Source organism: Bradyrhizobium sp. USDA 372 (assembly GCF_053629095.1).
Genome location: NZ_JBRJHR010000001.1, coordinates 4,157,863 through 4,170,268 on the forward strand (window position 1 = coordinate 4,157,863; position 12,406 = coordinate 4,170,268).

The following is a 12,406-nucleotide window of genomic DNA, read 5'->3' on the forward strand; positions in this document are numbered from 1 at the left end:
TTAACCACCCGCCGTGACGGTTGTACGACGGGTGTTGCCGTCACGCCCCAACGGCTGTGGAACGGACCTTCTTCTTCTTGTCGCCCACTTTCAGGAAATTGACGCCGATCTGGTCGCCGTTGACCCAGGCCAGCTCGCAGCGCCGGTAGGCGAGTCCGGTGGACGAGAGCAGGAGAAAGAATTCCTTCAAATGCAGGCCTTCGACCGAGCCGTCGATGGTCAGCTTGGCGCCGGTCTCGGAGACATCCTCCATGGTGCAGTCGCGCCGCCAGGTGCCGTCGATTCCCATCATCTGGGCCGAAAACCCGCGCTCGAAAATAACCCGGCTATTTCCGCGCTGATCCGCTTTCGCTGCCATCTGCCCCGCTCCAGCCCCGTAATTTCCGGCTGCCTCGGCGCCAGAGTAGCGACATCTTGGCTAACGGCCGGTAAATCGGTCCTGAATCAGCCTGGCGGCGGCACGTTGGCGAGATACCAGTCGCGCAGATGGGCGAGCGCGGGATGGGCCAGCGAACGCTGCAGATAGGTCCAGATCCGCGGCTGGTGGCGCAGATAATGCGGCTTGCCGTCGCGGCGGTTGAGCCGGGCGAAGGTGCCGAGCAGGCGCGTGTTCCGCTGCGCCGACATGATCGCGTAGAGCTCGGCGAAGCCGGCGGCGTCGAAGCTCGAATCTTGCGCCCGCCGCGCCTTGATGTAGCGCGACAGCAGCGTCAGCTCGATGCTCTCGGGCACGTCGATGCGGGCGTCCTGGAGCAGCGACACCACGTCGTAGGATTGCGGCCCCAGCACGGTGTCCTGGAAATCGATCACGCCGACGCGTTCGATGCCGCTGCGCTGCCCGAGCCAGATCAGATTGGGCGAGTGATAGTCGCGGATGATCCACGTCTTCGGCGCCGCCAACGGCCCCTTCAGCAATTCGCGCCACATCGCAAAAAATTCCGCGCGCGTCGCCTCGCTCAGCGGCGCGTTGCGATCGGGCAGATACCATTCCGGCATCAGCCCGATCTCGATCAGCAGCGCCTCGACGTCGAAGACAGGGATCGCGTAGGTCTGCCCGCCCAGCGGCAGTGTCTCCGGCAGCGCCTTGCCGTGCAGTATCGCCAGCACGTCGGTCGCGGCTTCGTAGCGCTCGAGAATCGGGTGCGGCGGATCGCCTTCGATCACGCCCTCGTTGCCGAAATCCTCGGTGATCAGGAAGCCATGGTCGAGATCGGAATGGTGGATGGCCGGCGCCGAGATTCCCTGCGCGCGCAGACCTTCATCGATGGCGACGAAGGGTTTTACGTTCTCGGCCAGATGCACCGCGGCGCTGTAGGATTTTCCGTCGTAGAGCGCGGCCCCATCGGGGCGCTGCGGAAAGTTCATGAGGATGACGATTTCCTCATCGCGCACGAGCCGCGCATAGGAGCGCGTCGAGGCGTCGCCGGCCATGCGCTTGCGCATCGCATCGATGTAACCGGATGCGTCGAGGAATTCGCGCAGCGCCTTCAGCCGCGCGACTTGCGCGGCGCCCTTGCCATGGCCGGTGATGTCGGCGGCACGTGCGTTCGCGCCCAGCGCCGGCCGGTGCGTCAGCGCGATGTCGATGCGGTCCTCGGGCATCGCCGAAGGGGCGCGCTCGGGCCATTCGATCAGCACCAGCGTGGCATCGGGCAGTGGCGACAGCCCGATCTCCTCGAGCTCGCTCTCGTCCTCGACCCGGTAGAGATCGGCATGCAGCACCGGGAAGGGCGGCAGCTCGTAGCCCTGCACCAGCGTGAAGGTCGGGCTCGGCACTTCCAGCGCGTCATCGCCGGCGAGATAGCGGATCAGGCTGCGCGCCGCCGCGGTCTTGCCGGCGCCGAGATCGCCGGTGAGGGTGATGACGTCCCCGGGACCGACCAGCAGCGCGAGGTCGGCCATCAATTGCGCCGTGGCCGTCTCGTTGTGAAGCGCGACGGCGAATGTGGTTGTTTCCGTCATTCGGCGGCGTCGCGGTGCGCCGCCTGGTCGGTCGGGAAGTCGCAGATCACGACCGTGCCCCGGCCGACGATCGAATCCACCCGCACCTTGCCGCCATGCAGCTCGACGAAGGAGCGCACCAGCGACAGGCCGAGCCCGGCGCCGCGATGACGCGAGCCCTGCGAGCGGCTTTCGAACCAGTTGAACACCTTGTCCTTCATGTCGGCAGGTATTCCAGGGCCCGAATCTGTCACGGTGAAGACCACGCTGCGTTCGGTGCGCCGCGCGCTGATGCCGACGGTGGAATCCTGTGGAGAAAACCCGACGGCGTTGGCGAGGAGGTTATAGAGCACCTGCACCACGCGCTTCTCGTCGCCGACGAAGCTGCCGACATCGGGCGCGATCTCGACCTTGAGGCGGATGCGGTCGGTGGCGAGGCGGTCCTGGATGCCCTCGGCGGCAAGCTCGATGGTCTTGCTGACATCGACCTGCCCGAGTTCCAGCTTCATCGCGCCGGCGTCGATGGTGGCGAGATCGAGGATGTTGTTGGTGAGCGCGAGCAGCGCGTTGGTCGATTTGGTGACGTAGTCGAGATATTCGGCCTGCTTCGGCGTCAGCGGTCCGGTCGAGGGATCGCTGAGGAAATGCGCAAAGCCGATGATGGTGGTGAGCGGCGAGCGCAGCTCGTAGGAGACGTGGTGGACGAAATCCACCTTCATCTGGTCGGCCGCCTCCAGCGCCTCGTTGCGCTCGCGCAGCGCGCGCTCGACATTCTCGGTGTCGGTGATGTCCTGGAACGTCAGCATGGTGGCGCCGTCGGGCAGCGGCCGGATCATGCCGTCGAGCACGCTGCCGTCCTTGCGTTCCAGCTTCAGCGGCACGTCCGCGCGGTTCTCGATCGAGGTGATGGCCTCGCGGATCTGGCGCCAGACTTGCGGATCGTCGAACAGCTGATGGCACCAACCTTCCACGGTCTGGATGTGCGGCTCGTCGCGCATGGCATCGCTCGACAGCTTCCACATCCGGACGAAGGCCGGATTGAACAGCTGCGCCTTGCCGTTGCTGCCGAACACCGCGACGCCTTCGGCGAGGCTGTCCAGCGTCTCGCGCTGGACGCGGATCAGGCCGTCGAAGCGGCGGGCGAGGTCGAGGCTTTCGGTGACGTCGTCGAACAGATAGGTCACGCCGCCCTCGGGGTTCGGCGTCGTGACGACCGAGAGCGCGCGGCCGTCGGGCAGGAACCAGGTGTCCTTGGCCGTCTCGACCGCGCGATAGGCCTCGTGCAGCTTGGCTTTCCAGGCGCGGAAATCCGGCTGCTCCGGCAGCTTGCGCGCGGCGCGGAGCTGGTCGAGCACGCTGGAATCGTCCGGATGGGCGTCGAGGAAGTTGCGATCGAGATCCCACAGCCGGCGATAGGAATCGTTGTAGAAGGCAAGGCGCCGCTGGCCGTCGAACACGGCAACGCCGGAGGAGAGCTGGTCGAGCGTGCGGCGGTGCGCCTCCGCCATGCGCACCAGCGCCGAGCTCAGCGCATCCGCCTCGCTGGCATCGATGGCGACGCCGACGCTGCCGCTGCCGACATTGACAGCGCGCACGTCGTAGATGCGCCGCTCGCCGCCGACCACGATCGGCAGCCGCGAGGTGAAATTGGCGGCGTCCTTCAGCCCCCGCTCCATCGCGGTGCGGTCGGCGCTGTCGAGCAGCTCGAGCTTGCGCTCCTGGGCATCGACGGCGCTGGTCGCCTCGGTGGCGCGCACATAGGCCGGGTTGGCGTAGGTCAGCGCGCCGTTCTCCCCCTTTGCCCAGATCGGCCACGGTGCGGCCGCGGCAAAGCCGCGAAGCATCTCGGTCTCGTCGGAGAGTGCCTTGTAGCGCAGATGGGTCTCGGCGAGATCGCGGCGCAGTCCGGACAGCTCGCGAATGCGGACGATGGCCTGGCCGCCGATGGCGCGCCCGATCGCTTCCAGCATATGGCCTTGCGCGGTGGTCAGCGTCAGCTGGAACCCGTCGCCGCGCTCGCGCAGCGCATCGACCGCATGGTCCATCTGCAGCGCCGGTTCCGGCGGCAGCCAGGTTCCGAACGCCAGCACGCGCTGCGGCGAGGAATCGCGCGGCAGCACCAATGCGATGTCGCCGGAAATCTGCGCGCGGTTGTCGCCGGCCGGCCACGAGATCAGGATCTGCGGCTCGGCGAACAGCAGCGCGCCGAAGCGGTCGGCCTGGAGCTGCAGTTCCCCGATTCGGGCGCGCAGCCGCGCCTCGTTCGTCGCCGTGCGCACCCGCGTGCGCATCAACAGGATCGCGGCCACCACCGAAAAGCCGAGCAGGGCCAGCGCGGTGGCGAGCACCGCGAGTTCCTGCCGGTTCAAATCCATCACGAGGGAAAGGGTGTCGATGAGGTCGGCGGCCTTTGCCGGCGCAGCCGGCAGCAGCGCTGCGAGAGCGCCTCCCACCAAGCCGTTGCGCGCCAGCGATGTGCACGACAGCAGCGTCCGACGCATCGACACGATCACGCCTGACATAGTTGCCCCAAGACCGCACGAATTGACGCGCGGCGACCCCCGTCGCGCGCGAATCAAAAGACAATACCCTCACCGCGACTCCGCCGGTAAGAGTCCAGATCGTGAACGCAAAGGCGGGTCCCAAAAAAGTGCCCCGCGCGTTGTTCCGGCTCACGTGATTCTGCGGATGATTCGGCTGGGATTGCCGTGCGTTACCGTGTCATGCGGATTGCCTGCCACGATGGCGGTGCGCTCCCTCCCCCTTGCGGGTGTTCAGACCGAGGAGATGGTGGACGGGTGTTCGGAGACATCGTGGACACTTTCGAGGCTCCCGTCGAGAGGCCGGATGTCGACGGTTGCAATCGTCTGAGTTCTGAAGACGACGTCGAAGACGCCATCCTGTGTGGTTGGCCGGAACGCGACGGTTTTGCCGCGGAACGCCTTGGGGACTTTGATGTTGCGGCCGAGGAAGTTGACGTGTCCGCCTTGTTGGACCCGACGCACGGCATCGCCTGGTGCATATTCGAAGGGCGCGACGGTCTCGACATAGTCGCGCGGGCTCGGCTGGTAACGGCTGGCCGGCACGGCAAGCTCGAGCGCGTCGTGCGGCCGCTGCGTGTTGTAGATGGTGCGCCATCGCTCGAAAGCACGCTGGGCGGCGGCGATATCGGCGAACGGCGGGGCGGACAAGACTTCGGCCTTGAGGCTGCGATGGAAGCGTTCGTCCTTGCCCATGGTTTGCGGATGATAAGGCCGCGAATGGCTGATCTTGACGCCATGCTCGATCAACCAGACCCCGAGAGGGGTGAACGGGCTGCCTGGTCCATCGCCCCATGGCGAGCCGTTGTCGGTGATCAGCCTCTCGGGCAGGCCGTAGCGGCGGAAAGCCGCAATGAGATGCCCCTGAACTGTCTCGGTGCGTTCGTTGGTGCACGCCGCGAGTGCAACTGAGAAACGCGAGTGATCGTCGAGCACGGTCAGTGGATGAAGCCGGCCAGTGTGCATGGCCACGTGGCCCTTGAAGTCCATTTGCCACAACTCGTTCGGCCGCGATCGTTCGAAACGGGTCAAGGCAGGCGAGCCGCCGCCGAATTTGCCCAGTTCCACCCCATGTCGCCTCAGGATCGCCGTGACCGTCGACGGGGCCGGAACGGCTTCCTGTCCTAGATCCTTCAGCCGCCTGGCAATCTTCCGCCCGCCCCAGACCGGATGCTCGGCTCTCACCGAAAGCACGGCCCTCTCGATCGCCGCGGCGGTGCGTGCCGGCGACGTCTGAGGTCGCCGCGGCTGCTCCACAAGTCCAGCCGCCCCGTCGAGCCGCCAACGCTCCAGCCACTTGTAGCCCGTCGTCGGACTGATCCCGAAGCGACGGCACAGCTGCCGAACATTGCTGCCCTCTTCTGAGGCCAACATCACAAACTCCAATCTTGCGTCCATCCGGGACACCTCGCGGAACGGCATCCGACAGCCTCCTTGCTTCGCTGTCGAAAGTGTCCACGATGTCTCCGAACACCCGTCCACCATCTCCTCGGTCTGAACAGCGGGGGAGGGCTGGGGAGAGGGTGTCTCCGCAACGGGACATCCCCAAGAGGATAGAGCCCTCACCCGCAAGCGGGAGAGGCAAGAAAGCTAGCGCCCGGTCGAGCCGAATCCGCCGGCGCCGCGATCGGTCGCCGACAAGGTGGCGACGGGAACCAGCGCGGCCTGCAGCACCGGCGCGATCACCATCTGGGCGATGCGTTCGCCGCGCTTGATCACGAAGGGCGTGGTGCCGTGATTGATCAGGATCACCTTGATCTCGCCGCGGTAGTCCGCATCGATCGTGCCCGGCGAATTCAGGACGGTGACGCCGTGCTTGGCCGCAAGCCCCGAACGCGGCCGCACCTGTGCCTCGTGCCCGGGCGGCAAGGCGATCGCGAGGCCGGTCGGCACCGGCGCGTATTGGCCTGGTGCGAGCGTCATGGGCTCGTTGTCCGGCACCGCGGCCATCAGATCGAGGCCGGCGGCCTCGCTGGTCTGATAGGCCGGCAGCGGCAGCCCTTCAGCGTGGGCGAGGCGTTGCAGCTCGACGGTAACCTTCGTGCTCAAGATGCGGTCTCCAGGGATTTGCCGGTCACGCTTTTCGCGATCTGCGCGACCAGTTCGATGGCGACCTGTTCCTTGGTCATCGCCGGCCAGGAATCAACTGCAATCTCGCCGTCCTGCGCGCCGTTCTTGCGGCTGAGCAGGTGGACCGTGTTGCGGTCGCCGCCCATCACTCCGGTGGCGGGCGAGACGTCGTTGGCGACGATCCAGTCGCAGCCCTTGCGCGCGAATTTTGCCTTGGCGTTGTCGATGAGGTGCTCGGTCTCGGCGGCAAAGCCGATCACGAGCCTCGGGCGCTTGTCGGTGAGCTTGGAGATCGTGGCGAGGATGTCGGGGTTCTCGACGAGCTGAAGCGGCGGCATGCCGGCTGCCGTCTTCTTCAGCTTCTGCTCGCCCTCATTGGCGACGCGCCAGTCGGCGACCGCGGCGGCGAAGATCGCGACGTCGGTGGGAAGCGCGGCCTCGACCTGCTCCAGCATCTGCCGCGCCGATTCGACGTGCCTCACCGTCACGCCCGGGGGATCGTCGAGGTCGACCGGACCGCTCACCAGAGTAACCTCGGCGCCCGCGGCCTGCGCGGCGGCGGCAATGGCAAAGCCCTGCTTGCCGGAGGAGCGGTTGGCGATGTAGCGCACCGGGTCGATCGCCTCGTGAGTGGGACCTGCGGTGATCAGCACGCGCCTGCCGGCGAGCGGCTTCGGCATCGGCGGCCGCAGCAGCCGTTCGGCGGCATTGGCGATCTCGATGGCTTCCGACATGCGGCCCGTTCCGGCTTCGCCGGCTTCGGCCATCTCGCCCGCGTTCGGGCCGATCAGCACCACGCCGTCGCGCTGGAGCTGGGCGACGTTGCGGCGCGTCGCCGCGTTGCTCCACATCAGTGGATTCATCGCCGGCGCCAGCAGCACCTTGCGGTTGGTCGCAAGCAGGATGGCGCTGGCGAGATCGTCGGCATGGCCGTTCGCCATCTTCGCCAGCAGGTCGGCGGTGGCCGGCGCCACCACGATCAGGTCGCAATCGCGCGCGAGGCGAATATGGCCGGCGTCGAACTCGCTCTGCGGGTCGAACAAATCCGTGTAGACGCGCTCATGCGAGAGTGCGCTCGCGGCCAGCGGCGTCACGAATTGCTGCGCCGCCTTGGTCAGCACGCAGCGCACCTCGATGCGGCGCTCCTTCAACCTTCGAATCAGGTCGAGCGATTTATAGGCCGCGATACCGCCGCCGATGATCAGGGTGACGCTGGCCTCGGGAAGGGCGCCGGTGCGCTGAGGCGTCGGGGCGGCGGACGCGGCCGGCGGCACCGCAAACGGCGTCAGCGGCTCCTCGCGGCCGTCGATCAACTCCCGCAGGATGACCCGGACCTCCTCCTCGACCGACCTGTGGTTCTTGGCCGAGCGCAGCCGCAGATAGGTTTTGACGGCGTCGTCGAGCTTGCGGATGGTCAGGCTTGCCATGACGCCCTCCGGCAGGGAATGATAGCGATGCTATCATCCGCGTGATTGCAGTGCAATCATAGATTCCGGACGGCGATCAGAATCCCGATGAAGGTCGCGGCGATGATCCAGAGCGCCACGGTGCGCCAGCGGTTCTTGCGGCCCTCGCTGCGCCCCATGGCCGCGATACTCTCGGGCGACAGCCTGATGCCCTCCCGCGTCATGGTCTCGAGCTGCTCGAGAACCTTCACCGACCGCTCGGCAATCTCCGGCATGCGCATCAAGACGCGCGCGATGTCGCCGGTCCCGGCAAGGGCGCCCTGCACCCGGCCGATCGGCCCGAGATTGCGCTCGATCCATTCGCGAACCACGGGGTCGGCAACCCTCCAGATGTCGAGCTTGGGATCGAAGCCGCGCGCCACGCCCTCGACCACCACCATGGTCTTCTGCAGCAGGATCAGCTCGGGCCGCGTCGTCATGTCGAACAGGCCGGTGACCTCGAGCAGCAGCGTGAGCAACCGCGCCATCGAGATCTCCTCGGCGGTGCGATTGTGGATCGGCTCGCCGATGGCGCGGATGGCTTGCGCAAAATTCTCGACCGAGTGATGCGCGGGCACATAGCCGGCCTCGAAATGCACCTCGGCGACGCGGCGATAATCGCGGGTGATGAAGCCGAGCAAGATCTCGGCGAGGAAGCGCCGCTCCTTCATGCCGAGCCGGCCCATGATGCCGAAATCGACCGCGACGAGGCGGCCGGCCTCATCCAGGAACAGATTGCCGGGATGCATGTCGGCGTGGAAGAAGCCGTCGCGCAGCGCATGGCGCAGGAAGCTCTGGATCACCTTGCGGCCGAGATCGGGCAGATCGACCTGCGCCTCCGCGAGGCGCTTGTGATCGTTCAGCGCGATGCCGTCGATCCACTCCATCGTCAGCACGTTATGTGTGGTGCGGTCCCAGTCGACGGCGGGCACGCGGAAATCGGGATCGTCGCGCGTGTTCTCCGCCATCTCCGACAGCGCGGCGGCTTCGAGCCGCAGGTCCATCTCCATCGCGACCGAGCGCGACATGGTGTTGATGACCTCGATCAGGCGCAGGCGCCGCGCCTCGGCCGAATAGGCCTCGGCCTTGTGCGCGACGAAGAAGAAATCCGAGAGATCGCGGCGGAAGCGGGCCGCGACGTTGGGCCTCAGCACCTTGATCGCGACGGGCCTGCGGATGCCGTCGCGCAACACCTCGCCGCGATGCACCTGCGCGATCGAGGCCGCCGCGACCGGCGGGCCGAAGCTCACGAAGACGTCCGTCAGCGGCCGCTCCAGCGAGATCGCGATCGTGGCCTTGGCTTCCTCCTGCGGAAACGGCGGCAGGCGGTCCTGCAGGCTTTCGAGATCGCGCGCCATGATGACGCCGACCACGTCGGGACGCGTGGCCAGGAATTGGCCGAGCTTGAGATAGGCCGGGCCCATCCGCGTCAGCGCGCGCGAGATCCGCGGGCCGTGCTTGGCGCCGCGGCGCTCAATGAGGCGCGCCAGCTTCAGCGCGAGCTGTCCCGGCGGCGGCACCAGGCTCGGATCGACCGCGCCGAACACGCCTTCGCGCGCAAACACGAGCGCGGCGCGGATCAGGCGCGCAATGTGGGTGACGGCAGAGATCACAAACGCCAGCCCGAATGCAGTGCGACGATGCCGCCGGAGAGCGTCTGCCAGCTGACGCGGGCAAAGCCGGACTCGCGGATCATGTCGGCGAAGGCGGCGGGCTTTGGGAACTTGCGGATGGATTCGACGAGATATTGATACGATTCGGCGTCGCCCGTGACCATGCGCCCGAGCGGCGGGATCACCTTGAACGAGAACAGATCATAGAGCTTGTCCAGCCCCGGCATCTCGACGGTGGAGAATTCCAGGCACAGGAAGCGGCTGCCGGGCCTCAGCACGCGATAGGCCTCGCGCAGCGCAAGATCGATCCGCGGCACGTTGCGGATGCCGAATGCGATCGTATAGGCGTCGAAGCTGCGATCGGCAAACCCGAGCGATTCGGCATTGCCTTCGACGAAATCGACCTGGGTGTCGAGATGGCGCTTGGCGGCGCGCTCCCGCCCCACAGCCAGCATGTCCGAATTGATGTCGCACACCGTGGCGTGGAAGCCGGGGCCGGCTGCCTTGGCGGCACGGAACGAGATGTCGCCGGTGCCGCCGGCGACGTCGAGCAGCGCGAACGGCCGGTCGCTCCTGGGCGGATCCAGCGCGGTGATCATGATGTCCTTCCAGACCCGGTGCAGGCCACCGGACATCAGGTCGTTCATCAGGTCATAGCGCGACGCCACGCTGTGAAACACATCGTTCACCAGCGTCTGCTTGTCCCCGAGGGGAACGTCCCTGAAGCCAAAATGCGTGGTTTCGCCCGGCCGATCCATTACTCTACTCCACAGGGCGGACCATAGCCTGCCCGCCGCAATGGCGCTATCACACCGCCCTCATAAGGTGAATGCCTGACCATGCCTGAATTGCCCGAAGTCGAGACCGTCCGCCGCGGCCTTCAGCCCGTGATGGAGGGTGCGAAAATCCTCAATGCGGAGGCCCGCCGGCCGGATTTACGCTTTCCGTTCCAGCCCGATTTCGTGGCCCGGCTCAAGGGGCAGGTCGTCACGGGGCTCGGGCGCCGGGCAAAATATCTCATGGCCGATCTCGCCTCCGGCGACGTGCTCTTGATGCATCTGGGCATGTCGGGCTCGTTCCGCGTCATCAAGCCGGACGACGAGGCTCAGCCCGGCGAGTTTCACTATCCGAAGGCCAAGGACTCCGCGCACGATCACGTGCTGTTTCGGATGTCCTCAGGCGCCGACATCGTCTTCAACGATCCGCGCCGCTTCGGCTACATGAAAGTGATCGCGCGCAACGCGCTCGAAGACGAGCCGCTGCTGCGCGGCCTCGGCCCCGAGCCGCTCGGCAATGAATTCGACGCGGCGATGCTGGCGCGCTCTTGCCAAGGCAAGACCACCAGCCTGAAGGCCGCGCTGCTCGACCAGCGCGTGGTGGCCGGGCTCGGCAACATCTATGTCTGCGAGGCGCTGCACCGCTCGCATCTGTCGCCGCGGCGCATTGCTGCGACCCTGTCGACCAAGGCCGGACAACGTAAGGGCGTTGCCGGGGGCGAGCCGACGGATCATGCCAAGAGACTGGTCGGTGCGATCCACACCGTGCTGAACGACGCGATCAAGGCCGGCGGCTCCAGCTTGCGCGATCACCGCCAGACCACGGGCGAGCTCGGCTATTTCCAGCACTCGTTCAAGGTCTACGACCGCGAAGGCGAAACATGCACGACGCCGCGCTGCGGCGGCACGATCAAGCGGTTCGTGCAGAACGGCCGCTCGACCTTCTGGTGCCCGAAATGTCAGAAGTGATACCAATCGCAGCCAAAAGGCTGTGAGTCTCTGCAAGACGACGATCCCACCACGCCGTCATTGCGAGCGCAGCGAAGCAATCCAGAATCCCTCCGCGGCGACAGTCTGGATTGCTTCGCTGCGCTCGCAATGACGCGTGGGGAGAGCTTTCCTCAGAGCGCGAGGCGAAGCAATCCGGCCGTGGCCGGACTGCTTCATCGCTTGGGCTCTTTCAGCGGATGGCGAAGAGCCCTTCGCCCGAGCGATCGCCCCGCTCAGGACGCCAGTGTCATGGTCTCGTCCGCCGCAAGCTCGCTGGCGACGTGCAGCATGCCGTGGGCAGCCGAGATGACCTGGTCGATCAGGACATTGGTGGTGGCTTCGAGCTCGAGCCGGGTCTCAATCCAGCGCCAGAGGCCGCGGATCTCGTCCGCCGATTTGCCGATCGGCGCGAATTCGCTCACGGCAAGGCCGCTGGCGAGTGCGTCCTGGTGATCGTTGCGCATCACGATCTGCGGACGCGCGAGCACCTCAGCAAGGTCGAGCGCGGCTTCCTCGGCGAGCGCGGTCGCGGCGTTGTCGATGCGCTGGCCGCGGATCGGCGTCTGGTTCAGCACGAAGCTGTAGGGCCGCTTCCAGGCGCGGGCGACGCTGAGCGTCGAGACGGTCGCCTCGATGTCGGCGACGCTGGGACGGGCCGGGATCAGGCAGAGGTCGGAATGGCGGATCGCGGCGGTGGTGGCGGCGCTGAGGCCGGCCGCGGTGTCGACGATCGCGAGCTGGAGGCCGCTATCGGCCAGCATCTTCAGGCGCGGCGCGATATCGGCTGCGTGATAGATCGGCTCGACGACGAGATCGTCGGTAGAGCGGCGGCGCTGCCAGTTGGAGAGGGTGCCCTGCGGGTCGGTCTCGATCAGGCGGATGGTGAAGCCGGCCTGCTTGGCGGCCAGCGCGAGGCCGATGGCGAGCGTGCTCTTGCCGCTGCCGCCCTTTTGGGTGGCCAGTACGATCGTATGCATTGAAGATCAATCCTTTGGAGTGCTGGGTCAGGGATACGCCACGCGAACGTGCAT

At 66.5% G+C, this 12,406-nt stretch carries 10 protein-coding genes; 1 reads left to right on the plus strand and 9 read right to left on the minus strand.

From position 1 onward, the window contains the following. Positions 1 to 40: 40 nt before the first annotated feature. The 8 genes from AB7M16_RS19650 to ubiE form a co-directional block, all read right to left on the minus strand. On the minus strand, positions 41 to 358 hold the full coding sequence (locus AB7M16_RS19650; protein WP_036009083.1) for a PilZ domain-containing protein: 318 nt from the start codon (positions 356 to 358) through the stop codon (positions 41 to 43). 86 nt (positions 359 to 444) lie between these two features. Then, a complete protein-coding gene (gene tsaE / locus AB7M16_RS19655) occupies positions 445 to 1,962 on the minus strand; it encodes a tRNA (adenosine(37)-N6)-threonylcarbamoyltransferase complex ATPase subunit type 1 TsaE (protein WP_453944946.1) in 1,518 nt (505 codons plus the stop codon). Next, on the minus strand, positions 1,959 to 4,463 hold the full coding sequence (locus tag AB7M16_RS19660; RefSeq protein WP_453944947.1) for an ATP-binding protein: 2,505 nt from the start codon (positions 4,461 to 4,463) through the stop codon (positions 1,959 to 1,961). Before AB7M16_RS19660 ends, tsaE begins: the two co-directional genes overlap by 4 nt. A gap of 252 nt (positions 4,464 to 4,715) precedes the next feature. Further along, entirely contained in the window at positions 4,716 to 5,903 is a 1,188-nt protein-coding gene (locus AB7M16_RS19665) for an IS481 family transposase (RefSeq protein ID WP_453944204.1), read from the minus strand. A 168-nt stretch (positions 5,904 to 6,071) separates the two neighbouring features. Next, a complete protein-coding gene (dut, locus tag AB7M16_RS19670) occupies positions 6,072 to 6,530 on the minus strand; it encodes a dUTP diphosphatase (protein WP_453944948.1) in 459 nt (152 codons plus the stop codon). Beyond that, the gene (gene coaBC, locus AB7M16_RS19675) at positions 6,527 to 7,978 is read right to left on the minus strand and encodes a bifunctional phosphopantothenoylcysteine decarboxylase/phosphopantothenate--cysteine ligase CoaBC (protein WP_453944949.1); all 1,452 of its coding nucleotides are present in this window, start codon (positions 7,976 to 7,978) and stop codon (positions 6,527 to 6,529) included. The genes dut and coaBC overlap by 4 nt, the downstream gene beginning before the upstream one ends. A 56-nt stretch (positions 7,979 to 8,034) precedes the next feature. Beyond that, positions 8,035 to 9,609: a 2-polyprenylphenol 6-hydroxylase gene (gene ubiB, locus AB7M16_RS19680; RefSeq protein ID WP_212257712.1), complete on the minus strand. Its 1,575-nt coding sequence runs from the start codon at positions 9,607 to 9,609 to the stop codon at positions 8,035 to 8,037. Beyond that, positions 9,606 to 10,367 (minus strand): bifunctional demethylmenaquinone methyltransferase/2-methoxy-6-polyprenyl-1,4-benzoquinol methylase UbiE, encoded by a 762-nt coding sequence (gene ubiE / locus AB7M16_RS19685; RefSeq protein WP_453944950.1) that lies wholly within the window; start codon positions 10,365 to 10,367, stop codon positions 9,606 to 9,608. Before ubiE ends, ubiB begins: the two co-directional genes overlap by 4 nt. Positions 10,368 to 10,448: 81 nt before the next feature. Between ubiE and mutM the strand changes: the two genes are divergently transcribed. Beyond that, on the plus strand, positions 10,449 to 11,354 hold the full coding sequence (gene mutM / locus AB7M16_RS19690) for a bifunctional DNA-formamidopyrimidine glycosylase/DNA-(apurinic or apyrimidinic site) lyase (RefSeq protein WP_172788586.1): 906 nt from the start codon (positions 10,449 to 10,451) through the stop codon (positions 11,352 to 11,354). 254 nt (positions 11,355 to 11,608) lie between these two features. Here mutM and AB7M16_RS19695 read toward each other — a convergent pair whose 3' ends face one another. Continuing rightward, on the minus strand, positions 11,609 to 12,352 hold the full coding sequence (locus AB7M16_RS19695; protein WP_453944951.1) for a nucleotide-binding protein: 744 nt from the start codon (positions 12,350 to 12,352) through the stop codon (positions 11,609 to 11,611). Between the last annotated feature and the right edge of the window lie 54 nt (positions 12,353 to 12,406).